The sequence below is a fragment of the Streptomyces sp. NPDC021224 genome (assembly GCF_044332905.1).
Taxonomy (GTDB): domain Bacteria; phylum Actinomycetota; class Actinomycetes; order Streptomycetales; family Streptomycetaceae; genus Actinacidiphila.
The window spans coordinates 737,320-762,439 of record NZ_JBIRPW010000001.1 but is presented as its reverse complement, the minus strand read 5'-3'; the positions used below and the strand labels follow the sequence as shown (position 1 = coordinate 762,439).

At 73.9% G+C, this 25,120-nt stretch carries 21 protein-coding genes, 1 tRNA gene and 1 pseudogene; 16 read left to right on the top strand and 7 right to left on the bottom strand.

Features of this window, described 5'->3' with window-relative positions; genetic code table 11:
* Window positions 1–2: 2 nt before the first annotated feature.
* A complete protein-coding gene (locus tag ACH4PY_RS03370) occupies window positions 3–611 on the bottom strand; it encodes a hypothetical protein (RefSeq protein ID WP_398175370.1) in 609 nt (202 codons plus the stop codon).
* 141 nt (window positions 612–752) lie between these two features.
* Window positions 753–1,337 carry a TerD family protein gene (locus ACH4PY_RS03365; RefSeq protein WP_398175368.1) on the bottom strand — a complete coding sequence of 195 codons (585 nt, stop codon included), beginning with the start codon at window positions 1,335–1,337 and terminating at the stop codon, window positions 753–755.
* Window positions 1,338–1,520: 183 nt separating this feature from the next.
* On the opposite strand from ACH4PY_RS03365, the gene ACH4PY_RS03360 reads away from it, so the two are divergent.
* The 3 genes and pseudogenes from ACH4PY_RS03360 to ACH4PY_RS03350 all read left to right on the top strand — a co-directional run bounded on the left by ACH4PY_RS03360 (window position 1,521) and on the right by ACH4PY_RS03350 (window position 4,654).
* Window positions 1,521–2,759: a metallophosphoesterase gene (locus tag ACH4PY_RS03360; RefSeq protein WP_398175366.1), complete on the top strand. Its 1,239-nt coding sequence runs from the start codon at window positions 1,521–1,523 to the stop codon at window positions 2,757–2,759.
* Between the two features lie 165 nt (window positions 2,760–2,924).
* A pseudogene (locus tag ACH4PY_RS03355) lies at window positions 2,925–3,272 on the top strand (transposase); the annotation flags it as partial.
* 215 nt (window positions 3,273–3,487) lie between these two features.
* Entirely contained in the window at window positions 3,488–4,654 is a 1,167-nt protein-coding gene (locus tag ACH4PY_RS03350) for an endo-1,4-beta-xylanase (protein WP_398175364.1), read from the top strand.
* Window positions 4,655–4,736: 82 nt separating this feature from the next.
* Here ACH4PY_RS03350 and ACH4PY_RS03345 read toward each other — a convergent pair whose 3' ends face one another.
* Both ACH4PY_RS03345 and ACH4PY_RS03340 read right to left on the bottom strand, forming a co-directional pair.
* Complete coding sequence (locus ACH4PY_RS03345; RefSeq protein ID WP_398175362.1) at window positions 4,737–5,711, bottom strand: hypothetical protein; 975 nt, start codon at window positions 5,709–5,711, stop codon at window positions 4,737–4,739.
* Window positions 5,712–5,835: 124 nt separating this feature from the next.
* Entirely contained in the window at window positions 5,836–6,882 is a 1,047-nt protein-coding gene (locus ACH4PY_RS03340; RefSeq protein ID WP_398175360.1) for a LuxR C-terminal-related transcriptional regulator, read from the bottom strand.
* A 250-nt stretch (window positions 6,883–7,132) separates the two neighbouring features.
* On the opposite strand from ACH4PY_RS03340, the gene ACH4PY_RS03335 reads away from it, so the two are divergent.
* Window positions 7,133–11,443, top strand: a complete 4,311-nt coding sequence (locus ACH4PY_RS03335; RefSeq protein WP_398175358.1) for a carboxypeptidase regulatory-like domain-containing protein — start codon at window positions 7,133–7,135, stop codon at window positions 11,441–11,443.
* Window positions 11,444–11,574: 131 nt separating this feature from the next.
* Here the strand turns inward: ACH4PY_RS03335 and ACH4PY_RS03330 are convergent, their stop codons facing one another.
* The gene (locus tag ACH4PY_RS03330; protein ID WP_398175356.1) at window positions 11,575–12,165 is read right to left on the bottom strand and encodes a snapalysin family zinc-dependent metalloprotease; all 591 of its coding nucleotides are present in this window, start codon (window positions 12,163–12,165) and stop codon (window positions 11,575–11,577) included.
* Window positions 12,166–12,413: 248 nt separating this feature from the next.
* On the opposite strand from ACH4PY_RS03330, the gene ACH4PY_RS03325 reads away from it, so the two are divergent.
* From ACH4PY_RS03325 to ACH4PY_RS03310, 4 genes are all read left to right on the top strand, one after another.
* Window positions 12,414–17,123, top strand: coding sequence for a caspase family protein (locus ACH4PY_RS03325; protein ID WP_398175354.1), 4,710 nt, complete (start codon window positions 12,414–12,416; stop codon window positions 17,121–17,123).
* 61 nt (window positions 17,124–17,184) lie between these two features.
* The gene (locus ACH4PY_RS03320; protein ID WP_398175352.1) at window positions 17,185–18,087 is read left to right on the top strand and encodes a LysR family transcriptional regulator; all 903 of its coding nucleotides are present in this window, start codon (window positions 17,185–17,187) and stop codon (window positions 18,085–18,087) included.
* 91 nt (window positions 18,088–18,178) lie between these two features.
* Entirely contained in the window at window positions 18,179–18,475 is a 297-nt protein-coding gene (locus ACH4PY_RS03315; RefSeq protein ID WP_398175350.1) for a type II toxin-antitoxin system VapB family antitoxin, read from the top strand.
* Between the two features lie 21 nt (window positions 18,476–18,496).
* The gene (locus tag ACH4PY_RS03310; RefSeq protein ID WP_398175348.1) at window positions 18,497–19,180 is read left to right on the top strand and encodes a LytR C-terminal domain-containing protein; all 684 of its coding nucleotides are present in this window, start codon (window positions 18,497–18,499) and stop codon (window positions 19,178–19,180) included.
* Window positions 19,181–19,525: 345 nt separating this feature from the next.
* Here ACH4PY_RS03310 and upp read toward each other — a convergent pair whose 3' ends face one another.
* Window positions 19,526–20,161, bottom strand: coding sequence for a uracil phosphoribosyltransferase (gene upp, locus ACH4PY_RS03305; RefSeq protein ID WP_398175346.1), 636 nt, complete (start codon window positions 20,159–20,161; stop codon window positions 19,526–19,528).
* 156 nt (window positions 20,162–20,317) lie between these two features.
* Between upp and ACH4PY_RS03300 the strand changes: the two genes are divergently transcribed.
* The 8 genes from ACH4PY_RS03300 (at window position 20,318) to ACH4PY_RS03265 (ending at window position 24,815) form a co-directional block, all read left to right on the top strand.
* Window positions 20,318–20,503, top strand: a complete 186-nt coding sequence (locus ACH4PY_RS03300) for a hypothetical protein (protein WP_398175344.1) — start codon at window positions 20,318–20,320, stop codon at window positions 20,501–20,503.
* A gap of 279 nt (window positions 20,504–20,782) precedes the next feature.
* Window positions 20,783–21,325, top strand: a complete 543-nt coding sequence (locus tag ACH4PY_RS03295; RefSeq protein ID WP_398175342.1) for a hypothetical protein — start codon at window positions 20,783–20,785, stop codon at window positions 21,323–21,325.
* A 155-nt stretch (window positions 21,326–21,480) separates the two neighbouring features.
* On the top strand, window positions 21,481–21,927 hold the full coding sequence (locus ACH4PY_RS03290; RefSeq protein WP_398176066.1) for a nucleoside deaminase: 447 nt from the start codon (window positions 21,481–21,483) through the stop codon (window positions 21,925–21,927).
* A gap of 41 nt (window positions 21,928–21,968) precedes the next feature.
* Window positions 21,969–22,055 (top strand) — tRNA-Ser (locus tag ACH4PY_RS03285).
* Window positions 22,056–22,263: 208 nt separating this feature from the next.
* The gene (locus ACH4PY_RS03280; protein WP_398175340.1) at window positions 22,264–22,428 is read left to right on the top strand and encodes a hypothetical protein; all 165 of its coding nucleotides are present in this window, start codon (window positions 22,264–22,266) and stop codon (window positions 22,426–22,428) included.
* A gap of 19 nt (window positions 22,429–22,447) precedes the next feature.
* Entirely contained in the window at window positions 22,448–22,741 is a 294-nt protein-coding gene (locus ACH4PY_RS03275; RefSeq protein ID WP_398175338.1) for a Dabb family protein, read from the top strand.
* Window positions 22,742–22,961: 220 nt separating this feature from the next.
* A complete protein-coding gene (locus ACH4PY_RS03270; RefSeq protein ID WP_398176064.1) occupies window positions 22,962–23,801 on the top strand; it encodes an RNA polymerase sigma factor SigF in 840 nt (279 codons plus the stop codon).
* 174 nt (window positions 23,802–23,975) lie between these two features.
* Window positions 23,976–24,815: an RNA polymerase sigma factor SigF gene (locus ACH4PY_RS03265; protein ID WP_398175336.1), complete on the top strand. Its 840-nt coding sequence runs from the start codon at window positions 23,976–23,978 to the stop codon at window positions 24,813–24,815.
* 57 nt (window positions 24,816–24,872) lie between these two features.
* On the opposite strand, the gene ACH4PY_RS03260 is transcribed toward ACH4PY_RS03265, so the two are convergent.
* Window positions 24,873–25,070 (bottom strand): hypothetical protein, encoded by a 198-nt coding sequence (locus ACH4PY_RS03260; protein ID WP_398175334.1) that lies wholly within the window; start codon window positions 25,068–25,070, stop codon window positions 24,873–24,875.
* Window positions 25,071–25,120 lie beyond the last annotated feature (50 nt).

Sequence of the window (25,120 nt, the reverse complement as noted above, 5' to 3'; positions counted from 1 at the left end):
CCTCAGGCCGTGGGCCGGTGGCCGCCGTAGGAGGCGGTCAGGGCTTCCGCGACGAGGGCCGCGTCCGCGGCGGCGGTGTCCTCGGGGTATTCGGGCAGCAGGTCGTCCCAGACGACCATCCACGAGCCGTAGAGCTGGGCCTGGCCCTCGGGGCGGGCGAAGAACCAGACGTGCAGGTGGGCGCCGCCGTCGCCGATGCGGTAGACGTGCGCGCGGGCGATGTGCGGCAGGGCCTGGACGTGGCGGGCGATGTGCGCGGTGAGCACGCCGAGTTCCGCCGCCAGGTCGTCGGGGAGGTCGTCGAGGTCGTGGTGGTCGCGCGGGTGCAGCATCAGCACCAGGGGGACGCCGACCTTCTCGATGCGGGTGAGCCGCCAGCGGTCGTCGCGCCAGATGCCCTCGTCGCGCGCGCGGCACGAGGAGCAGTCCGCGGGGTCCTCGCCGTGCCGGGGCGGTTCGGGCAGCACGGGCGGGCGCAGCGGCGCGACCCGCAGGCCCTCCGGCTCGAACGGGCTGATCTCCCACCCCGTCATCCGGGACAACGGGAGCCGGGCCTCGGCGTCGGCTGCGCCCAGGGCGTGGGCGTGGAAGTCGTCGGGTCGCAGTGCCATGGCCCGGAGCCTACGGGTGCGCGCGGGGCACCGTGACACCCGCCCTGCGACCGGGTGCAGGAGCGTAGGGGCCCGTGGGCGGGCGGGCCCCTACGGCGGCGTCCGCGGCACGCTGCGGGACGGCCGGACGGCAGGGCACCGCTACTTGCTCATCGCGAAGCGCATCAGCGCCTGCTCGTCGCCCTGCTTGATCTTGCCCGTCTCGTTGATCACCTGGAGCTTCCAGACGGTGCCCTCGCGGACCGCCTTGGCCACCGCGCACCCGTTGTCGGTGGTGAGCAGGCTCGGCCAGATGTCGGCGACCTGCTGGGCGCTGCCGCCCGTCGCGTCGTAGACCTTGAAGCTGACGTTGCGGGCGTTCTGGAAGGCGCTGCGCTTCTTGTAGGCGGCGGCGACGAAGACGATGGACGTGATGGCGTCCGGCACCTTGTCGAGCACGACGGTCACCGTCTCGTCGTCGCCGTCGCCGCGTCCGGTCTGGTTGTCGCCGCTGTGCACCAGCGCGCCGTTGCCGAAGGGGTCCAGGGAGTCGAGCCCGGCCAGCCGGACCGGCTCGGCGCCCGCCATCGCTATCGCGATCAGGTCGAGGTCGGTGCCGCTTTTCTGCCGGATCTTCCCCATCAGGCCGCCGCTGCTCCCGGTGCTCGGGTCCCAGGACACCCCGATGGAGAGGTGGGTGACCCCGCCCAGGTCCGCGGGCTCGTCGTCCTTCTTCAGCGTGATCATGCTCGGTCCCCTTGTCGGTTGGCACTGCGCCATGTGAAGTGTGCCGTGTGATCACCGTCTTGTCCTCCACCTGCCCGGACGGCGACGCGGACGGTGGGCGGGGGCGCCGTACGGGCCCGTTCCCGTGGCGGGCGCGTGCCGGATGATGGAGGGGACGGCAGGGCGGCGGCGAGGGGCGGGGCAGTGGCGGAGAGCGGATCCATCAGGGCGGCGGAGCCCGGGCGTACGGACGCGGTGGCGGAGCCCGCCGCGGACGCGGGCGGTGGACGGCGGTCGCGGCGACGGGGGCTGGGGCTGGTGGTGGTCCTGCTCGTGGTGGCGCTGCTGTTCGCGCTGCCGTGGGCGACGCTGTTCGCCTTCGGCACGGGCTGGCCGCTCCCGGTCTTCGCCGCGGGCACGGCCGTCTTCGCCGCCGTGCTGGTCGCCTTCCCGTTCCTGATGGCCGCGGGCCACGGGCCACGGCGCAACGACCGGGCCTCGCGCGTCGCGGACACCACACTCGGGGTGGTGTGGGTGCTCTTCTCGTGGTCGGTGCTGGGCGGGGTGGCGCACCTCGTGCTGATCGCGCTGGGTGCCGGGGGCGCCCACCGGGCGCGGGTGGTCGCGCTGGGAGTCGTCGCGGTCGCGGCGGTGCTGCTGGCGTGGGGGCACTACGAGGCCATGCGGGTGCCGCGGGTGCGGCGGGTGGACGTCGCGCTGCCGCGGCTGGGCGGCGGGCTGGACGGGACCCGGGTCGTGGTCCTGGCCGACACGCACTACGGGCCCATCGACCGGGCGGCCTGGTCGGCGCGGGTCATCGAGGTGGTCAACACGCTCGACGCGGACGTCGTCGTGCACGCGGGGGACATCGCCGACGGCACGCCCGAGCAGCGCCGCGCGCAGTCCGCGCCGCTGGGGACCGTACGGGCGCGACTCGCGAAGGTCTACGTCACGGGCAACCACGAGTACTTCGGCGAGGCCCAGGGCTGGCTGGACCGCATGGCGGAGCTGGGCTGGGAGCCGCTGCACAACCGCCATGTCGTGGTCGAGCGCGGCGGGGACGCCCTCGTGCTCGCGGGGGTGGACGACGTGACCGCGGAGTCCTCGGGCCTGGCCGGGCACCGGGCGAACCTGGACGGCGCGCTGGAGGGGGCGAATCCGGAACGGCCGGTGCTGCTCGTCGCCCACCAGCCCAAGTACGTGGCGCAGGCCGCGGCCGCGGGCATCGACCTGCAGATCTCCGGGCACACCCACGGCGGCCAGATCTGGCCCTTCCGCTTCCTGGTCCGCATCGACCAGCCGGTGGTGCAGGGCCTGAGCCGGCACGGCGAGCGCACCCGGCTCTACACCAGCCGCGGCACCGGCTTCTGGGGGCCGCCCTTCCGGGTGTTCGCGCCGAGCGAGATCACGGTGCTGACGCTGCGCGCGGGCGGCACCGCCTGACGTCGGACCCCGCCGTTCAACTCCGTCGCGTCCGGGGTGCGGTGAGCATGATCGGCCGCCCGATCGAAAGTTTCGACCTCCCCACCGAGGGGCGAAACAGGGGCAATTAACTCCGGTGCGACACCGCGGAAACATCTCATTTGGTCCGACGGCTACCCTGGCGCCGTGACGATCGTGGAGCGGCTCGTGCCGGACGCGCTGTGGGAGGCCTTCCGGCGCGTGGCACCGGCCGTTCCCGTACGGCCGCAGGGCGGCGGACGGCGGCGGCACGGCGACCGGGAGGTGCTGGCCGCGATCGTGTTCGTGGCCACCTCCGGCTGCGCCTGGCGCCAACTGCCGCCGGGCCTCGGGCCGTCCGGACCCACCGCGCACCGCCGCTTCGCCGAGTGGAGCGGCGCGCGGGTCTGGGACGCGCTGCGGGCCGCCTTGTCCGAGGCGCCCGGCTCCGGCGCCGAACTCGCCTGGTCCCGCGCGGCGGTGGACGCGGTGGCCGCGCGCGCCGCGGCACGCCAGGACTGACCGGAGACCCGCCCCGCGCGCACAGCCGCGGATATGCCTGGCTGTGCCCGGGTTCGACCAGGCCCCCACCTCGCCATACGAGACGGCGAATTCGTCGAATCTGGGCCGTGCAGCGTCATTGACTCCGCCAGAACGCCGGAGCTAGCTTTCAGCTCCGATCGAACATCGGTCCGAAACTTTCGAGACCATTCACTCCCCGGGAGTCTGCCGTGAAGCTCCGACGCAGATCCGCAGTCGTCGCCGCCGGTGCCGTCGCCGTCGCCATGCTCGTCCCGGCCGCGGTCGCCGTCGCCCACGGGAACGGCAAGCCGGACGACACCTCCCTGCGGGCGCTGGCCTCGAAGCAGGGGCTGCGGTTCGGCACCGCTGTGGACGCCGCCAAGCTGGGCAGCGACAAGACCTACACCGGCCTCGTCGCCGGGCAGTTCTCCGCCGTCACCGCGGAGAACGCCATGAAGTGGGACGCCGTCGAGCCCACCCGGGGCGTCTACAACTGGAAGGCCGCCGACGACCTGGTCACGTTCGCCCAGAAGAACGGCCAGGAGGTCCGCGGCCACACCCTGATGTGGCACAACCAGCTGCCGGGCTGGCTGACCACCGGCGTCGACAACGGCACCATCAGCGACGCGCAGCTGCGCGACATCCTGCACAAGCACGTCACCGACGAGGTCACGCACTTCAAGGGCAAGGTGTGGCAGTGGGACGTGGCCAACGAGGTCTTCGCCAACTCCTGGGAGACTCCGCAGGCCGACGGCCTGAACGCCGATGACTTCTGGGTCAAGCACCTCGGCTCGGGCGTGCTCGCCGACGTCTTCCGCTGGGCGCACCAGGCGGACCCGAAGGCGCTGCTGATGTACAACGACTACAACATCACCGGCGAGGACGGCACGAACGTCAAGTTCCAGGCCGTCTACGACTTCGTCAAGAAGCTCCGCGCGCAGGGCGTCCCGATCGACGGCATCGGCGAGCAGGGCCACCTCGACACGCAGTACGGCTTCGACGCCCAGCGCTACCAGGGCGACCTGCAGGCCTTCGGCGACCTCGGCCTGAAGGTCGCCATCACCGAGGCCGACGTGCGCACCTTCGTCGACGACGCCGCCACCCAGGTGCCCACCGACGCGCTCGCGCAGTTCGCGCAGCCGTACGAGTTCTCCGAGCTGCTCAAGGGCTGCGAACTCGTCAGCCAGTGCATCTCCTTCACCGCGTGGGGCGTCTACGACGGCGGCTCGTGGATCCCGGGCACGTTCAGCGGGGAGGGCTACGGCCTGCTCTACGACGTGAACATGCAGCCCAAGCCGGTGTACTCCACGCTCCAGCAGGACCTCCAGGCCGCGGCCGGAACGAAGAAGCACGGCCCCGTGGGCGGCGGCAGGTAACCGTCACCCCCTTCCGAACCCGAGGGCCCCGGTCACCCTTGCGACCGGGGCCCTCGCCGTACACCCGCGGACCGAAAAGGGCTCAGTGCGGCGGGGGAAGGGTGCGGAAGGCGGACTGGACGCCCGCCTGGAAACGGGTCGAGGCACCGAGCGAGGCCAGCAGGGCGGCGACACGGCGCTGCACCGTGCGCTGGCTGACGCCGAGCTGGCGGGCGCTCGCGGCATCGGTGAGGCCCGCGAGGAGCAGGCCGAGCAGCCGGGCGTCCGGGTCGGCGGGGCGGTCGCCCGGGTGGTCGGCCGCGCGGACCGCGGGGCGCTCGGCGAGGCGGGCGTCCTGGCCGGGGCGGGGGGCGGCGCGGTCCCACAGGCTCTCGAAGAGCAGGGCCAGGGCGTCGAGCAGCGCGGAGGGGTGCACCACCACGACCTCGTCCGGTTCGCCGCCGCCCTCCGCCGGGGCCAGCACCGCGCAGCGGTCGTCCACCAGGCAGAGCCGCACCGGGAGTTCGGGCAGCGTCCTGACCTGCTGCCCCGCCGCGGCCGCCTCGCTCCCGGCCGCCCGGCCCGGGGCGTACAGGGCGCGGTGGGCGGCGCCCACCGACGGCAGCCGCGGGTCGGGGAGCGGGCCGAGGCTGCGCACCTCGCGGCGGGCGGCGAGCCGGATCCGCGCCAGCCGCCGCCCCACCGCGGCCCGGCCGGTGACGGCCTCGGCCACGGACCGGGACTCGTCGCCGTCCCCGCGCCGGGCGTCCTGGTAGGCGGCCGCCAGCTCCGCGACCTGGTGGCGGGCCCGTGTCAGACGGTGCTCCTCCTCGGCCAGCAGCCGGTCGAGTACGGCGCCGGGCGGCGCGGCGGCGTGCCGCGGCGGGTCGCCCGGCAGCCGCTCGGCCAGCCCCCGCCCGCGCAGTGCGGCCAGCACCGGGCACAGCGCCTCCTTGCGCCGCCACCGCCCGGCGAGCACGGCGAGCGGTACGGGCCCGGTCTCGACGAGCAGCGCGTACGCGGCCTCCTCCGCCGCCCCGAGTCCCAGCACCCGCAACGCGGCCCGCCCCGAAGCCACCCCGCCCCCGGACCGGTGCGCGCTCCGGGGCCGTCGGTCCGCCGTGGCACCCGACGCGTCCGCGCCCTGCGCCCGTTGGTCTGCCCCGCGGCCCGCCCGCCGGGCGCCCGCTCCGCCGTCCCGTTCAGCCGCCATCGGTGCGGGCCTCCTCCCGGTCCGCCGTGCGTTCGAGCCAGCCGCGGCGCACCGCCTCGTAGCCCGCCTGGAAGCGGGACGTGGCGTCCAGGCGGCTCATCAGGGCGCGCAGCCTGCGGTGGACGGTCTGCTCGTGCAGGCCCAGGTGGCCGGCGATGGTGCTCTCGGTGTGGCCCGCGGTCAGCAGGGCGAGCAGCGCGCGCTCGTCGGGTGTCGGGCGCTCCCGTGGCGGCGTCCTGTGCGCGGCCGCGCCGCCCTCGGCCGTCAGCCGCAGCGGCACCGCGCGCTCCCAGTAGCTCTCGAACAGCGCGGCCAGCGCCTGGTGCAGCAGCCCGCCGTGCACGATCAGCCAGGAGCCGACCTCTCCCGTGCGCAGCGGCAGCATGGCCAGCGGGGCGTCGCTGACGACGAGTTTCATCGGTACGTCGGCGACGCGGGACTCCTCGCCCGCCGCCGAGGACTGCTCGATGTCGGCGACCCGGCCGGGGACGCTGACGGCCCTGCGGTCGTAGACCACCCGGTAGCGGACGCCCTGGGAGAGCCGGTCCAGTTCCAGGTGGTTCTCGCGGTAGTCGGAGAGGTAGGGCGGGCCGTCGAAGAAGCAGATCTGGCGGCGGGCGTCGCGCTGGAGGCGCACGTACCAGGCGAGCGCGGCCTCGGGTCCGTGGCAGATCTCGACCAGGCCGCCGGACCCGGCGTCCGCGTCGCCGTCCCCCTCGGCGCCCGGGTCGTTGGCGCGGTGGGCGGCGGCGAGGCGGGCGACCCGGCGGCGGGCCGCGGCGAGCCGGCGTTCGCGGGTGGCGAGCGCTCCGGCGAGGGCCTCGTCGGGCGGCAGCGGCCGGTAGCGGCCGGGCTCGTCCGGATCGGCGGCGACGAGGCCGAGCCGGGCCAGCCGCCGCAGCGCGGGGGCGGCCGTCCCGGGGTGGCCGCAGGCGGCGGCGAGAAGGTCGGCCTCCTCGGCGGTGACCGCCGGGCGGATCGCGAGCTGTGCGTAGAGCTCCTGGTCAGCGGGGGTGAGGCCGAGGATGTCGAGCACAGGGCCATGCTCCGGCGAACCCATGAGTAGTACAAGGACTTTACGACACTGTCGCATGATCGCCTTGACCGTGTTCGGCCACCGATTCCACGATCGTGCCTTCCCCGACTCCCCGACCCCCGTTTCCCGGGCGTCCTCCTGACGCCCGGAACCCGACTCCCGGGCTCCCTCCGACGCCCGGGTCCTGACGACAGGCGTCACCTGCCCCGCCCGGCCGGTGGCGCCTGTCCTCGCAGAGATTGGTGGCATCGTGCGACATCCCGTACCTCCACCGCGCGTTCGCGGGGCCCGCGGGCTCCTCGGCGCGGTCACGGCCGCGGCACTGGGGCTGACCGCCCTGTCCGCGCTGTCCGTGCAGCCCGCGGCGGCCGCCGCCCCGGCCCCCGCCGACACGGCCACGACCCCGGCCACGGCCCCGGCCGCCGCCGCACCCCACGGCACCCCCGTCACGAGCGGCACCGTCACGGACTCCTGCGCCGCGCCCGCCTCCCCGGGCATGGCACGCTGCTTCGCCCGGCGCGTGGAGTCCACCGAGCGGCAGGGCCCGGGGCTGCGCTCGCGCGCGGCGGCCGCACCCGCCGGTTACGCCCCGGCCGACCTGCTCGGCGCCTACGACCTCCCGGCGGACGGCGGCACAGGGGCCACCATCGCGATCGTGGACGCCTACGACGACCCGAACGCCGCCTCCGATCTCGCCGTCTACCGGGCGCAGTTCGGCCTCCCGGCGCTGGAGCCGGGGCAGTTCCGCGTGGTCAACCAGCGCGGTGTGCAGGGCGACTACCCCCAGGGCGACACCGGCTGGGCCACCGAGACCTCGCTCGACCTGGACATGGTCTCGGCGATCGCCCCGCACGCGGACATCATCCTGGTCGAGGCGGACACCTCCAGCTCCGACGACCTCGGCGCCTCGGTGGACACGGCGGTCGCGCTCGGCGCGACATACGTCTCCAACAGCTACGGCATCTCCGACGCCCTGGCGGGCACCAGCGACGACGCCTTCTACGACCACCCCGGCGTCGCGATCGTCGCGAGCAGCGGCGACGACTCGTACGGCGTGCAGTTCCCCGCGTCCTCGCCCAACGTGACGTCGGTGGGCGGCACTTCGCTGAAGCACGACGCGGGCACCGCGCGCGGGTGGAGCGAGACGGTCTGGGACAGCAAGGGCGGCGGCCCCGGCTCCGGGTGCTCGCCCCTCCACGACAAGCCCTCCTACCAGCACGACACCGGCTGCGACGGCCGCACCGTCGCCGACGTCTCCGCGGTGGCCGACCCGTACACCGGTGTCGCCGTCTACGACACGTACGGCGGCCAGGGCAGCGGCTGGGCGCAGTACGGCGGTACGAGCGTCGCGGCCCCGATCATCGCCGCGGCCTACGCGCTGGCCGGGCCGATACCCGCCGGGGACCGCCCGAGCAGCTACCCGTACGAGCACACCGCGAGCCTGCACGACGTGACGTCCGGCTCCAACGGCACCTGCACGCCCGCGTACCTGTGCACCGCCGGGCCCGGCTACGACGGCCCGACCGGTCTCGGCACGCCGGACAGCACGCTGGCGCTCAGCAGCGACGTGCCCTCCAGCTCCGTCACCGGCACCGTGACCGACGCCGGCGGCAAGCCGCTGGCGGGCGTCCAGGTCGCCGCGTCCGGCCCCGCGGGCGCAGCGTCGACCACGACCGGCACCGACGGGACGTACCGACTCCCGCTCCCCGAGGGGGACTACACCCTTCACGCGACCCTCTTCGACTACACGGCGCCGGACGCCCGGCAGATCCACCTGGCGGCCGGGGAGATCACCACGGCCGACCTGACGCTGACCAAGGTGCCGACGGTGACCGTCAGCGGACGCGTCACCGACGGCTCCGGCCACGGCTGGCCGGTGTACACCGCGCTCCAGATCGACAACGGGGTGCCCGGCGGGCCCTTCTACGCCGACCCCTTCACCGGCCGCTACTCCATCGAGCTGCCGGAGAAGGGCAGTTACACCCTGCACGCGCTGCCGCAGTACGCCGGGTACCAGCCGCGCGACCTCACCGTCACGACCGGCACCAAGGCCGTCACGCAGGACATCGCGCTGGACGCCGACCTCTTCGCGTCCGACGGATCCGCGCTCGGCTACCGGCAGTCGGTCAGCGGCAGCACCGAGGGCTTCGGCACCGCGGCGCTCCCCGCGCACTGGTCGACGCAGCAGGCCGCGGGCCCGGACTGGACGTTCCGGGCGGACAACAACCCCACGGGGGGTGACGGCGGTTACGCGGTCGTCCCGCTGCAGACGCTGCCGACCGTCGCCGACACCTCGCTCGTCGCGGCGCCGCTGGCGCTGACGGCCGACGAGACGCCTGTCGTCTCCTTCGACGTCCACCAGCGGGACGGCCGGCTGGAGGTCGGCTGGTCCGACGACGGCGGCGCCACCTGGACCAGCGCCTGGAGCAGCAACCAACCGGTGACCTCCCACGAGGAGGTACGGATGCCGGCGACCGGCACCCCGCGCACCCTCCTGGTGCGCTTCCGCTTCCTGCTGACCACCGGCGGCGCGACCGCGACCGGCGGGGTGTCGCTCGACAACGTCCACGTCGGCGGCGCCTCGCTGACGGTGCTCCCGGGCGCGCTGCTCACCGGCACCGTCACCGCCGGGCTGACCGGCGACCCGCTGGACGGCGTCGCCGTCGCCGCGGGCGCGGCGCCGCACCCCGTCGCGGGCGACCCCTTCGCCCCCGGTTCCGTCTCGGCCCCGCTGCCGGGCGCCGCCGGGCTCACCGACGGCTTCTTCTACGTCTTCTCACCCGGCACCCACCCCTCCCGGACGGTCGGCGGCACCCTCTACCCGTACGACGAGGGCACGCTGAAGGTGCACGCGGCGGCCGACACCGTGGGCAGGGCCCGCCTCGTCATGCCCGCCGGGCGGGTCACCGCGACCGCCGAGGTGGACGCCTCCGCGCCCTGGAACGGCACGGCCACCCGCACCCTGACCCTCACCAACTCCGGCGACGGCCCGGCCACCGTCACCCTCACCCCGCGCACCACGTCCCCGGCGACCGCCCCGGCAGCCACGGCGAAGGGCGCGGCGCCGCAGACCGTACGCGTCGGGCCCGGCGACGTGCTCGACTACCCGGCCGCGCTCGCCCGTGCGCACCGGGACGGCACGGCTCCCGCCGCGGCGGCGCCCGCCCAAGCCGCACCGGCCGCGCCCGGCACCCCCGCCGCCGACGGCACCGGCTGGACGGGCCTGACGGACCTGCCCTCCGGCTTCTACAGCGGGGTCGCCGCGAACCTCGGCGGCACCCTCTACGCCGGTCTCGGCGGCAACGGCCCGACCACCTTCTTCAACACCTTCTCCGCCTACGACGCCGCCACCGGCAGCTGGCAGCGCAAGGCCGACGCCCCCTACCCGGTGGCCGCGGCCGCCACCGCCACCGTGGACGGCAAGCTCTACGCGTCCGGCGGTGCCGGGCTCGTCGACGGCCGGCTCGCCGTCGTGCCCTCCACCCAGGTCTACGACCCGGCGACCGACTCCTGGTCGCTGACGGCGGGCAACCCCGTCAGCTTCGGCGGCGCGGGCGCGTCCGCCGGCGGCAAGCTGTACACGGTGGGCGGCTACGACCTGTCCACCTTCGGCACCTCCGCCGACGTCGCCGTCTACGACCCCGCCACGGACACCTGGTCCAGGGCGGCCGACTACCCGGTGGCGGTGGAGACCCCCCAGTGCGGCGGGATCGGCGGCAAGGTGTACTGCGCGGGCGGCACCTCCGCGCCCGTCGGCGGCACCTCGGGGAAGATGCTGACCGACGCCTACGTGTACGACCCGGCCAAGAACACCTGGCACAAGATCGCCTCGCTGCCGATCCAGCTCGGCAGCTCGGCCGTCGCCGTCGCGGACGGGCAACTGCTGCTCTCCACCGGCTACACCGACGACTCCACGGCGATGACCAACCGGGGCTTCGCGTACGACCCGGCGGCGGACCGCTGGACGCCGCTGCCCAACGCCGCCACGCCCAGGGTGATGGCGGCCGGAGCAACCGGGTTCTACAGCGTGGGCGGCGCGTCCTCCGACGCCGTCCTCACAGACGTCACCCTGCTGCCCGGCTACGGCCAGGAGGGCAAGGTCGCGGTGCCGTGGCTGAGCACCGACCGCACCAGCGTCACGATCCCGGCCGGACACCACGCCAAGGTCACCCTGCGCTTCGACCCGGGCGCGGCCGGGCTCGCCGAACCGTCCGTCCAGCAGGCGGTGCTGGGCCTGTCCGCCCCGACCCCGGAGCAGATCGCCCTGGTCACGGTACGGCTGACGGTCCGCCCGCCCGCCGGGTGGAGCCGGGTGACCGGCACGATCACCGGCAAGGGCGGCACGCCCCTGCCCGGCGCCACGGTCGTCGTCACCGGACACGGCGGACGGCACGTGCTGGCCGCCGACGCCGACGGCCGGTACGCCCTGTGGCTGGACGCCCGCGGCAAGCCCGTCACGGTGACCGCGTCCGCCCCCGGCCACCGCTCCGCCAGCCGCACCGTCCGCCTCCCGCAAGGCGGCGGCACGGTGACGGCCGACCTGGAGCTGCGCACCGGCTGACCTCCCGGTCACCACCGGTCCGGAGGGCCCCCGCATCCGCTGCGGGGGCCCTCCTGCCCTGTCCGGGCCGTGCCGCCCCGCAGGCGCGGCCGCTCAAGACGGCCTGCGGGGAGGGCGGTCGCCGTCAGCCCTCAGCGGGCGGCGGACTCCTGGGCGGACCAGACGTCGATCACGACCTGCTGGTGGCCGGCCCGCAGCGCCGCGCCGGCGCCCGCGTAGTTGCGGTCGGCCTCCGCCGCCTCGGCGGCGTCCGGCAGCGCGTTGGTGCACGCCGTGCCGGGGCCGTGCCCGGACATCAGCTCCGAGCACGGCCCGCTGTAGTCGTCGAGGAGCCCGAGGATGTGCCCGGTCTCGTGCGCGGCGATCCGCGTCATGTCGTAGCCCTCGTCCACCGCCTCCTGGCCCAGCTGCACCTGCCCGCGGCCGTGGCCCGGCAGGATCGGTCCCAGCGTCGTCTGCGGCCAGCCGGAGGTGGCCTTGTAGACGAAGTTGGCCGAGGTGGACGAACTCACCTGCTGGAAGCGCACGTTGTGCAGCGCGGCGTTCCAGTTCTGCACGCCCTGGGCGATCGCGGCGGACCACTGTCCCGCCTGGCTGACGGAGTAGGTCAGCGTGACCACCGATGTCGTCGCCCGCGGCGCGGCCTGCGCCGTCCCGGTGCCGGTGGTGACGGCCAGCACGGCCGTGATCAGCGCCGCCGCGGCGGCTGTTCGCTTGATCATGAGCCTCGTACGCCTCCTCAGGTCTCGTCACCCCCCGTGGACCACAAGCGCACCACGTAAGACGCGTCCATGACAAGAACCCCGCACGATCCCCCGCACGATCCCCACGGGTTCGGCCGGATCCCGCCGCCGCCCGCCCCCCGGCGCCACGCGGCCGCGCTCCTGCGCCCTTTGACCGCTGAACAGCGCTGCCGCGCCATAGAGTTGACGCGCCGCGTACGACGGCGGCGGGGCGGGAGGGGCAACCGGTGGCCTACAAGGCGCTGCTGATCGGGGCGAGCGAGTACGACGACCCGGCGATCTCCGCACTGCCCTTCGTCCGCGACGACCTGACGCTGCTGCAGACCGTTCTGTCCGAGCGCGGCTTCGCCTCCGCCGAGATCCTCGAATCGGCCCGCGGCATCACCCGCACCGCGGTGAACGCCCGGGTCAGCCGCTTCCTGCGGGAGGCCGACCGCGGCGACTGCCTGCTCGTCCTGCTCAGCGGGCACGGCCAGCACTTCGAGGGCGCCGACTACCTGATCCCGGAGGACGCCAGCTTCGCCATCGAGCCCTTCGCCGACTGCTGCGTGCAGATCGACTGGCGCAGGGAGCTGGAGAACTCGCCCGCCGCCCAGGTCGTCTTCCTGATCGACGCCTGCCGGGAGGGCTTCGAACGGGACACCAAGTCCCCCGCGGGCGTACGCGGATGGAGCACCCCGAAGATCGCCGCCGCGCTGCGCCGCAAGGCCGCCCACGTCTACGCGTGCTCCCCCGCCGAAGTGGCCCGCTACGTGCGGACGTCGGACCGGGCGGCGGACCACGCGGCGGCGGGCCGTACGGGCGACTCCTTCAGCCTGTTCTCGCGGGCGGTCGCCGACGTCGTCGCCGGATCCGAACACGCCATGGACCTGGCGGAGTTCGCCCTGCGCGTCCAGTCGCGGATCGACGACCTGCACGTCGCGTACGGCAAACCCCGTACCCCGCAGCGGATCCGGGTCGCCTCCGACACCGACCGGGCTGCCTTCGCGCTCCTGCCCGGCCCCGCCCGGCAGCCGCGCGCGCACCCCTGGCTCGGCCTGGTCGCCGGCCACTCGGCGTGGGAGCGCACGGCCCCCGGCCCGGCCAGGGAAGCGGTCAAGGCCGCGTGCGCCGCACTCGCGGCGCAACTGGCCCGCAGCTTCGAGGACGCCTCCAGCGCACTGGCCGAGGACCCCTGGCACGACGCGGAGTTCGCCCTGCGCACGCAGAAGCGCATGCACTTCCTCATCGGCCGGATGGAGCGCACCAGCACCTTCTCCCCGACCGAGGCCGCGCTCGCCGTCCTGCTGCCGCTCGTCGCCGAGGCGTTCCGGGTGACGGAGACCGCGGCCCGCGCGCATCTGCTCGCCGAGGGCGCGACCGGCCCCGAACGCGTCCGCTTCGAGGACTTCGTGCGCACCCACCCCCGCCTCGTCCGGCGGCTGCGCACACTGGACCGGACGCACGAGCGCGCGGCCGACGCCGCCGGCATCCGCTGGTGGCTCTTCCACCGCTGGCTCGCCCTGCAACCCGACGTCTACGGCGCCCAGTCCCTCAAGATGCTCCTCGCACCGCCGCGGACGCCGGAGGACCCCGACCGCCCCGACTGGATCGACGGCGCCCTGTCCGCCGACCGCTTCGCCCGCTTCCTCCAGGCCCGGCTCACCGCGCCCTTCGCCGTCGTCCCGGAGGGCGCCCAGGAGCCGCGCGACGTGATCGCGGCGAGCACGGGCGACGAGCACGAGGTGCGCCACGACCTCGTCCTCGCGCTCGCCAAGGCCGCGCACGCGCTGGCCGTCTCCCCCGCCGACCTGCCCGAGATCGTCGTCGAGCACCTCGGCATCTCCGACAACGTCGGCCTGCCCGACCTCCTCGCCACGCTGCGCGCCTGCGAGTGGCACGCGTCGGGCGTCGGCCGCTCCCTCAACGCCGCCTGCCACCACCCCGCCGTGCAGATCGCCCTGCGCGAGCACGCCCACCGCACCGACGCCCTGCTCCGCGACATCAACCGCGCCCCCGCCCTCGTCCCGCTGCGCGCCCTGCCGCCCTTCGCCGACGCCGACCTCGTCCGGCTGACCGGCAACACCCCCGCGCACCTGTCCGACGGCATCCGCTTCCAGCTCGCCGAGGACCGCGTCCAGGAACTGCTGATGGGCGAATCCCTGTACGGCAACCGCAAGCTCGCCGTCCGCGAGCTGTACCAGAACGCCCTGGACGCGGTCCGCTACCGCGACGCCCGCACCCAGTACCTGACGCGTACCAACTCCGGCCGCCGCCTGCCCCCCTGGACCGGCGAGATCACCTTCCGGCAGGGCGTGGACGACGCGGGCCGCCCCTACCTCGAATGCCGGGACAACGGCATCGGCATGGGCGTCCACGAACTGAGCCGCACCTTCGCCCAGGGCGGCGCCCGCTTCGTCGACCTCCCCGAATACGTCGAGGAGCAGGCCGCCTGGTCCGCCCTCGACCCGAAGATCGAGCTGTTCCCCAACAGCCGTTTCGGCATCGGCGTGCTGAGCTACTTCATGCTCGCCGACGAGATCGTCGTCCACACCTGCCGGATGAGCCGCGACGGCCGCCCCGGCCGCCGCCTGAAGGTCACGATCGCGGGCCCCGGCAACCTCTTCCGCATCGAGGACGTCGGCGAGGGCGACGAGACCGGCACGTCGGTGCGGCTGCTGCTGTCCCGCGCGGCGGGCCAGGTCTCGTGCGTGGACACGCTGGAGGAGGTGCTGTGGGTCGCGCAGTACCGCACGACCGCCGTGCACGCCTCCCGCCGCCTGGAGTGGGAACCGGGCGAGCTGTCGGAGCGGGCGGTGGAACGGCACTGGTACGAGAACCCGGACTTCCGCGACCCGGGCGGCGGCGTCTTCCGCTCCGCCGACCCGGACCTGTGGTGGATCGGCGGACGGGGTGTGGCGCTGTCGGACGGCCTGTTCGCGGACGCCTCCCGCGGACCCGAGCCGATGCCGCACGGCATCGTCGTCAATCTCCACGGGCGGCACCGTCCGCAACTCAGCGTCGACCGCGCGACGTTCCAGAACTTCCGGCGGCGGCCCCTGGAGATACGCGCGGTGGCGGTGGCGCGGAGCCTCGTCGACGGTGGCGGCCTCGCCCTGCTGAACCCCTCCTGGCTGGGACGGGTCGGGTCGGTGTCACTGCCGCTGGCCGACGCGATCGTCGCCGCCGCCCGCGGCAGGGACCTCCCCTGGCCGGTGAACGGCCGCAGGGCCCCGCTCGACGACGTCGGCGTCTTCCCCCCGGACGGCCTGCTGCTGCCCGCGCTCACCCCCGAACGGCGCCCCGCCGACCAGCGCCGCTACGCGGCCGCCTACGCACGGCAGATCCCGGAGCCGATCCTGCGCTGGCGCCTCGCCACGCTGCTCGGCGCCGTCCCGGCCGACGACAGGGAGCACGCACCCCGCCCCGGCGGTGCCTCTCCCGCCCGGCCGTCGGACCTGAACCTGCTGGTCACCAACTGGCAGCACGCGGCCTTCTGGCAGCACAACCTGGACCAGTGGCTGCGCGGTCCGCAGGGCAACGACTACCAGGACGCCCGCCCGTCGCCGTATCTGCGCGGCACCGGGATCCTCGGCCTCCCCCACCTCCCGCACTGGCTGCGGCCCCACGACCCCGTACCGGCGCGCACGATGCTGCTGAACGTATGGACCACCGGGATGCGCGCCGGAGACGTCGCCCGGCGCATGGGGGAGCTGGGCTACCGCACCGCGCCGCTGGCCGGGGCCGAGGACGCCGGGACGGACGACTTCCACCTGCTCCACACGCTGAACCCGGCCAACCCCGGGGAGCGGCCCGGCTCCGCGGTGTCCGCCGCGCAGATCAGCCTCAGCGCCCTCAACGCCGACGTCCCGTCCGAGGCCGCGGCCAAGCGCCTGCGCGAGCTGGGATTCGACGTCACCGACGACTTCGAGCGGTGCTCCGGCTGGTCGGCCGAGGACCGGGCCGTCCTCATCTACCTCTGGGAGGGGCAGGGCGACCACCCCGGGCAGTCCGCCCCCGACACCGTGTCGGTGCCGCAATTGCTCAACACGGCCGCGCTCACCGGACTTCCCGTACCCGCCCTCGCCCGCCGGCTGCGCACCTGGGGCTTCGTCCTGCCCCCGGCCGGCACCTACCCGGACGACCTGGACGACGACGACCGCGCGCTCCTCGTCCGCGAGAACCGGGTGCCCGGTCCGGACACACCGGTGCCCGCCCCCCACGTGTTCGCCGCCGCCCAGGGAACCGGCCGCTCAACGGCCTGGGCCGCGCAGCGCCTCGCCGAACTCGGCTTCCGGATCGACCCGGAGAGCGCCGTCACCTCGTGCGAGCGCTGCGCGGAGGACCACGCACTCCTCCTGCGCGCGGGCATGTACCCGCAGAGATGGGCCCCGCACGGGAAGAAGATCTCCGCGATCAGCCTCGCCGAGGCGGCACTGCGCACCGACTGCTCGGCGGCCGACATCGCGGTCTGTGTGACCCGGGTCGGGAAGCCCGTCGCCGTCGGCCCCGCCGCCCTCGCCCAGCTGACGACGGACGACCTGACCGTCCTCACCGACTACCGCACCCCCGACCCCGACACCTACGACACGATCACCCCGCCGCAGATCTACGCCGTGGCCGCCCACACCGGCCGCTCCCGCTCCGAGATCACCCGCGTCCTCGCGGACCTGGGCTACGACGTCGCGCCGCCCGACGAGGACTTCGAGCGGGACGTCCGGGCGGAACGGAAGCTCGACGCCTGGCTGCGCAAGGCCGGTCACGGGCAAGGACCGGTACCCCCCGCCCTCGCCCCCCTGCCCGGCGCGGCCGAACCGCCCCCTCCCGAGGAGATCTCCCTCTCCGCTCTCGTGGCCGTGGCCCTGCGACTGGGCATGCAGCTGCGCGAGACGGCGAACCTGGCCCGCGCCCTGGGCCTCGCCAACGAGGCCGCGGACTGGTTCACGCCGAACGGGTGACCGGCCCCCGCCGGTACGGTGGCCGGGGAAGGGCAGGTCACGGGGACAGGGGGCGGAGCCGATGGAGCTGCGGCAGTTGAGGAGCTTCGAGGCCGTCGTGCGGGCCGGGAGTGTGACCGAGGCGGCCGTGCTGCTGGGGATGGCGCCCTCGTCGGTGTCGCAGGCCGTGCGGACGCTGGAGGGGGACCTCGGGGTGCGGCTCTTCGAGCGGGGGGCGCGAGGGATGCGGACCACCGCGGCGGGGGCCGAGCTCGCGGGGTGGGCCCGGCGGCTGCTGGAGCAGGCGGAACGGGCCCGGCACGAGGTCGTCGCCGCGGACGCCGCCGCCCGGCAGGCCGCGGTCGTCCGGCTGGGGGCGCTGGAGTCCATCGCCGCCGAGCTGGTGCCCGGGATCCTGGAGCGGCTCGCCGCCCGCCGTCCCGGCCTCGCCGTGGAGGTGCGCGCCGAGGCCTCGCGGGACGCGCTGCTCGCCGCCGTACGCACCGGGGAGCTGGACGCCGCGCTGCTGCTCGACACCGGGCAGGCCCTCGGCGACCTCGGCTTCGCGGTGCCGCCCGGCCCCGAGCTGGACTTCCTGGACCTCGACCCCGTCCCGCTGGTCCTGGTCGCCGCCCCCGGCCACCCGCTGGCCACCGCGCCGGGCCTCGCACCGGCCGACCTCGACGGCGGGCGGCTCCTGGTCAACAACGCCTCCACCTGCTCCTTCGCCCTCGCCGGGGCCCGCATCTTCGGGCCCGCCGTCGAGCGCGTGCAGGCCGGGAGCGTCGCCGTCATGCGGGCCTGGGCCCGGCAGGGGGTCGGCGTCGCGCTGCTGCCCGCCTTCGCGGTCACCGCCGACCTGGCCGCGGGCACCCTCACCGCCCTCCCGCTGCCGCTCCCCGCGCTGCGGCTCCGCCTCGTCTGGCCGCCGTCCGCCGACACCCGTCCGGCGACCCGCGCGCTGCTGTACGCCGCGACGGCCTAACGCCCGCCCGAGATGTGCACCCCAGGGCTTGACACAGGGCAGGAAGCCCAGGGTGCTGCGCCCGCACAAGCCGGACCGGTAGGCTTTCCGTGTGATCTTCAAGCGCATCGGAAGCTCTCGGCCGTACCCGGACCACGGCCGGGTGAGTACGCGTGACTGGGCGGACGTCGCACCCCGACCTGTGCGGCTGGACCAGTTGGTGACGACCAAGGGCCAGCTCGACCTGGAGACGCTCCTCGCCGAGGACTCCACCTTCTATGGCGACCTGTTCGCACATGTCGTCAAATGGCAGGGTGATCTCTATCTCGAAGACGGCCTCCACCGAGCCGTACGCGCCGCTCTCCAGCAGCGTCAAGTGCTGCATGCCCGGGTCCTGGAGATGGACTGACAATCCGCTTACGCTGCGCTCATGAGCATGCTGACGCCCTCCGGGATGGGCGGTAAATACCGAATCACCGGGGACCAGTATCCGCGGATGCGGCGGCCCAAGCGGCGCGGCCGCCTCGTGGCCGTGGTCATCGCGTCGGTCGTCGTGCTGGGCCTGCTCGGCTACGGCGCGCTCCAGCTCTTCGACGTCTTCAAGGGCGACGACGGCGACACCAAGGCGAACGCGGCCCCGCAGAGCCACCCGTGCACCGCGAGCCCCGCGCCCGTGCTCAAGCCCATGGTGCTGCCGCAGCCGGCCGCCGTGACGATGAACGTCTACAACGCCACCACGCGGGGCGGCCTGGCCAAGACCACCGCCGACGAGTTCGCCAAGCGCGGCTTCAAGGTCAAGTCGTTCGGGAACGCCTCGGCGCCGTACGACAAGAAGGTCACCCAGACGGCGCTCATCGTCGCCGGTCCGGCGGCGGAGGCGGCGGCCCGCGAGGCGGGCACGCAGATCGCCGGCTCGTCCGTGAAGATCGATCCGGCGCGCAAGGACAAGAACATCGACGTCATGATCGGCAACGCGTACACCGCGATGGCGAGCCCGGCGGATGCGGCCAAGGCCCGCGTGGTGGCGGCGAACCCCCCGCCGCCGGGCACCGCGTGCGGTGCTTCCGCCTCGGCCTCTCCCGCGCCGAAGCGGTCGGCCGGCGCCGGGCACTAAGCCTCCCGCGCTGCCGCGCGGGGTGAGCGCCCTTGGTCCCGGCTGCGCTGCCGGGCACGCGTTTTTAGGGCACAGCTGCGCTGCGGGGCGAGCGTTTTTAGGGGCGCGGGGAACTGCGCGACAAGCCCCCACCGGGGCGCGGGTCGGATACCGACCCAAAAAGTCTCTTCGGTCCGATCCGGACCACCGGCCGGTGGTGGGTTGCTCGCGCAGTTCCCCGCGCCCCTGAAAAACGGGTGCCCGGCGCAGCACGCGCGGCCTGAAAAACGGGAACCCCGCAGCCCAGCCGCAGGCTGAGAAACGGGTGCCCCGCGGGGCACGTGCGGCCCCTGAAAGCCCCAGCGGCTAGCTGACCGCGCCGTAGAGGCGGTCACCCGCATCGCCGAGGCCCGGAACGATGAAGCCCTGGTCGTTGAGGTGGTCGTCGACCGCGGCGGTCACCACCGTGACGGGCTTGCCCGCAAGCGCGGCCTCCATCGTCTCGACGCCCTCGGGGGCGGCCAGCAGGCACAGCGCGGTGACGTCGTCGGCGCCCATCTCGATGAGCAGGTTGATCGCGGCGACGAGGGTGCCGCCCGTGGCGAGCATGGGGTCCACGACGTAGACCTGACGGCCGGAGAGGGATTCGGGCATGCGGGTGGCGTAGGTCTTGGCCTCCAGCGTGTGCTCGTCGCGCACCATGCCGAGGAAGCCGACCTCGGCGGTCGGCAGCAGCCGCATCATGCCGTCGAGCATGCCGAGCCCGGCGCGCAGGATGGGCACGACCATGGGGCGCGGGTGGGACAGCCGCACCCCGGTGGTGGCGGCGACGGGCGTACGGATGTCGACCTGCTCGGTCCGGACGTCACGGGTCGCCTCGTAGGCGAGCAGGGTGACCAGCTCGTCGGCGAGCCGCCGGAAGGTCGGGGAGTCGGTGCGCTCGTCGCGCAGGGTGGTGAGCTTGTGCGCGACCAGCGGGTGGTCGACAACGTGGAGACGCATGAGGACGACTGTAACCGCAGCTCCCCGGGGTCCTGCCAGCCCCGCTTCACCCCCGGCTCCTGCGCCGCCGGTGGGGTAAACCGCCCGAACGGGGGAAAGTGGGTCTGTACGCCCGGGCGCGTCACCCGGGTGAAGCGACCCAGGGACGGTGGCGCCATGGCGGACCGGAACGGCGACGGGACCGGGAGCGAGGCCGGGGGCGAGCAGGAGCGGCGCCGCAAGCGCGCCTCCTTCCTGCGGGAACTGGACGAGGCGCGCGAGCTGCGGGACCGGGTGCAGCCGCGCCGGGCGCGGGCGGCACGGCTGCGGCAGCAGATGCGGATGCGCACGTTCCGGTGGTGAGGGCCCGGGAGGGGTCCGCGGGTGTCCGCGGACGATCGCGGCGCGCGCGGAGTGTGACCGCTTGGTGGCGCTCGGGTGACCGCCGGACCCCCGCAATGGCGGTACGCGGCCCGGGAATCCCGCAGAAGTGACGAAGACCTGGCACGTCGCAGTGCCGAAGACCCTTCGCAACGCCCCGGTTTCTGCCACGATGCCGATGGGCGGGACCGTGGAATGCCGAGAGATGTCGGCGGCGGCCCCACCCGGTCCGGACGGCCTGAGACCTGTGGGAGAGTCACGGTGTACTTCGCCGCACTGCTCGCGCGCACCGAGGACGGTTGGCAAGCGAGCGAACCCGATCTCGACAATGTGGAAACCCTCGCCGACCTGAGCGATCTGGCCCGCGCGGCCGGCGACGAGGACGAAACGGTTCTGGTCTTCATCGAGCAGGAGGACGCCTGGTTCGGCGTCGTCCGCGTGGACGGTGAGGACGACCCGAGGATCTACGTGTCCGACGCGGCGGCAGCCGCCCGCAGCTCGTACGGGGAGATCCTGCTCACCGACGAGGTGCTGGGCCGCGACCCGGAGGACCTCGACGGGCTCGTCGACCTCGACGGCACCGAGGACGGCGACGGGGACGAGGACGAGGAGGGGTCCGTCGCGGGCCTCTCCGAGGACCACGTGCCCGCCGGCCCGCTCGGCGAGACCGATCTGCTGGCGGACCTCGGGATGAGCCGCAAGGAGCTGCTGGCACTCAGCGGCGACGGCGCGCTCACCGGCGAGGCGCTGGGTGAGATCGCCGAGGCCCTGGGCTGCGGCGAGGTTCTGGAGGCGGTCCGCTGACAGCACACCCACCGCACCCACCCGCACCCTCCTCCCCTCCACCGGGACAGCCACCCGGACAGCCATCGGGCCAGCCACCCGGTCGGCCGCCGGGGGACGCCGCGGGGCCGCACGACGGCGTGCGCGACCCCGTACGCGACCCCTGGGCGGCCGCCATGCGGCTGGCCCTGGCGGAGGCGGAGCTGGCCCCGCTCACCGGCGACGTCCCGGTGGGCGCGGTCGTGCTGGCCGCGGACGGTACGACGGTGCTGGCGCGCGCCCGCAACGAGCGCGAGGCGACCGGTGACCCGACCGCGCACGCGGAGGTGCTGGCCGTGCGCCGGGCCGCCGCCGCGGTGGGCGAGTGGCGGCTGACCGGCTGCACGCTGCTGGTCACGCTGGAGCCGTGCGCGATGTGCGCGGGGGCCCTGGTGCAGTCCCGCGTCGACCGGGTCGTCTACGCGGCCACCGACGCCAAGGCGGGCGCGGCGGGCTCGCTGTGGGACCTGCTGCGCGACCGGCGCCTCAACCACCGCCCCGAGGTGATCGCCGGCGTCCTGCCCGAGCCCGCCGCGGCCCTGCTGACCGCCTTCTTCCGCTCCGGCCGCCCGCTGGACCGCTAACGGATTTCTGCGCACGCCCGCCGTGGGCTAAGCTCTCTCTCGGTAGCGTGTCCGAGCGGCCTAAGGAGCACGCCTCGAAAGCGTGTGAGGGGGCAACTCCTCCGTGGGTTCAAATCCCACCGCTACCGCTTCCCGCGCGAACAGCGTGCAGCGATCGCCCGCAGACTCCCCGTGAGTCGGCGGGCGTTCGGCGTTTCCGGGGCCGGATCACCGGGCATGGCGTTCATCGGATCAAAGGTCCGGCGGACGCCTTCTTGCGCCATCTGACGGATAGACTCTGCGGATTGCACACTTGTGACCGTTGGTGCGGGGCTGCGGCTGGGGAGGGCAAGGCGCATGGCGCAGGCGAGGAAGATCGCCACGTACGTGCTGGTGATCTTCGTGCTCTACACGATCATCAACCAGCCCGCCCGGGCGGCCGACCTGGTCCAAGTAGGCTTCGTCGGAATATCGAACGCGGCCAAGAGCATCGGGAAGTTCATGCACGACTTGGCCAACTGACGAGTCGAGCGAGGGTGGCATGATCCGGCATCTGGTCCTGTTCAAGCTCAACGAGGGCGTCTCGCGGGACGAGCCGCGGGTGGTGGCGGGCGCGCGGGCGTTCGCCGAGCTGGGCGCGCTGGTGCCCGAGGTCGCGTCGTGGGAGACCGGGTGGAACGTCTCCGACCGGCCCATCGCGTACGACTTCGCGATCAACTCCTCGGTCGCGGACACCGATGCGCTGCGCCGCTACATCGAACACCCGGCGCACCAGGCCGCGGTCGCGCCCTGGACGGAATTCGCCACCTGGGTGATTGCCGACTACGAGTTCTGACCCGCCGCCCCGCGGCCGCCCCGGCCGCGGCGCGGAGCGGTCCCCGAGCCCCCTGCCGTCACGGCGGGGGGCTCCGCCGTGTCCGGCGGGCGGGGGCGGGGCCCCGGTCGTACAACACGGCACTATGCGGTGCTTGAACCCCCACACATGAATTGTGATGCTATGACCGCTTTTGCCGGATGAGTGACCGAAGAACCGAAGAGGGGTGTGGGACGTGCCGGTGCCGGCCCGTACGGCGTCGACTGCGGCGACCGCGTCGACCTCCTATCCCCGCGGCAGGACACGCACCCCCAGCGCCGGCGCGGCGGACGCACGGGCCCTCACACAGGTGTTGTTCGAACAGATCCGCACACTTGAACCGGGCACGTCCGAACACGCCCGGGTGCGCGCGGCGCTCATCGAGGTCAACCTGCCGCTCGTGCGGTACGCGGCCGCGCGCTTCCGCAGCCGCAACGAGCCGATGGAGGACGTCGTCCAGGTCGGCACCATTGGGCTCATCAACGCGATCGACCGCTTCGACCCGGACCGCGGGGTGCAGTTCCCGACCTTCGCGATGCCGACCGTGGTGGGGGAGATCAAACGTTACTTCCGTGACAACGTGCGGACCGTGCACGTACCGCGCCGGCTGCACGAGCTGTGGGTGCAGGTCAGCGGTGCGATCGAGGATCTGACCGTGCTGCACGGCAGGTCGCCCACCACCGCCGAGATCGCCGAGCGGCTGGGGCTGTCGGAGGAGGAGGTGCTCGCGTGTCTGGAGGCCGGCCGGGCGTACCACGCGACGTCCCTGGAGGCCGCCCAGGAGGGCGACGGCGCCCCCGGACTGCTGGACCGGCTCGGCTACGAGGACCCGGCCCTGTCGGGCGTCGAGCACCGCGATCTGGTGCGGCATCTGCTGGTGCAGCTCCCCGAGCGCGAGCGGCGGATCCTGCTGCTGCGCTACTTCGGCAACCTGACGCAGTCGCAGATCAGCGCTGAGCTGGGGGTTTCCCAGATGCACGTGTCCCGGCTGCTGTCGCGCAGCTTCGCGCGGCTGCGGTCCGCAAACCAGCTCGAACCCTAACCGAAGAGGATTAAGTCACCTGCACAGATATGTCGACATGGCGCTACAGCGTGTTGCCGACATGTGACATTCTGCGGATACCGCGTTTGTCGCGCGCGCTCAGCCGGTATTCCAGTGGAGGAACAACCGGAAGACGTCGCTCGCGACACCCGTCCGCGACCTCAAGGGGGTGGCATGTCCGTACAGGTGGGCAGTCCCAAGGTGCTCGAATCCGACGCAGCACCGCACGATGCTCTTCATCACGGCGAGGCCATCGACACCCGTACGCTGTCCCGCTCGCTCTTCCTGCGCCTCGCAGAAGTGCCGCAGGACAGCCCGGAACGCACCTACGTACGCGACACGCTCATCGAGCTGAACCTCCCGCTCGTGCGGTACGCGGCGGCGCGCTTCCGCAGCCGCAACGAGCCCATGGAGGACATCGTCCAGGTCGGCACCATCGGCCTGATCAAAGCCATCGACCGCTTCGACTGCGAGCGCGGGGTCGAGTTCCCGACCTTCGCGATGCCGACGATCGTCGGCGAGGTCAAGCGCTTCTTCCGCGACACCTCGTGGTCGGTACGGGTGCCGCGGCGGCTCCAGGAACTGCGCCTGGCGCTCACCAAGGCGAGCGACGAGCTCTCCCAGCGGCTGGACCGCTCCCCGACCGTGAGCGAGCTGGCGGCCTGCCTCGGCGTGTCCGAGGAGGACGTGGTGGACGGCCTCGCCGTCGGCAACGCCTACACGGCCAGCTCGCTGGACTCCCCGCCGCCCGAGGACGACGGCAGTGAGGGCTCGCTCGCCGACCGGCTCGGCTACGAGGACGCGGCACTCGAAGGCGTCGAGTACCGCGAGTCGCTCAAGCCGCTGCTGGCGCAACTGCCGCCGCGCGAGCGGCAGATCATCATGCTGCGGTTCTTCGCGAACATGACGCAGTCGCAGATCGGCGAGGAGGTGGGCATCTCGCAGATGCACGTCTCCCGACTGCTGACGAGGACGCTGGCGCAGCTGCGCGAGGGCCTCACGGCCGAGGCGTGACGGGACGGAGTGGTCGGGCCCCTCTGCTGGAGCGCCGAGGCGACCGAGGACCGCGGGCTACTTCAGGGCGAGTACGACCACTCCGACGATGACGACCACCGCGACGACGATGCCGACGATCAGACCGACCCGGGGACGGGCCTGCGCCCGCTGCACCTCGACGGCCTGCGGCTGCTCGTCCACGAAGGCCCGGAACATCTGCGTGGAGCCGGCCGGGTCGTAGTTGTTCTCAGGGCTTTGCTGGCTACTCGACATGCCGCCTGACCCTAGCGTGTCGGCTCCGGCCGCCGCACCCCCGCAGGCCC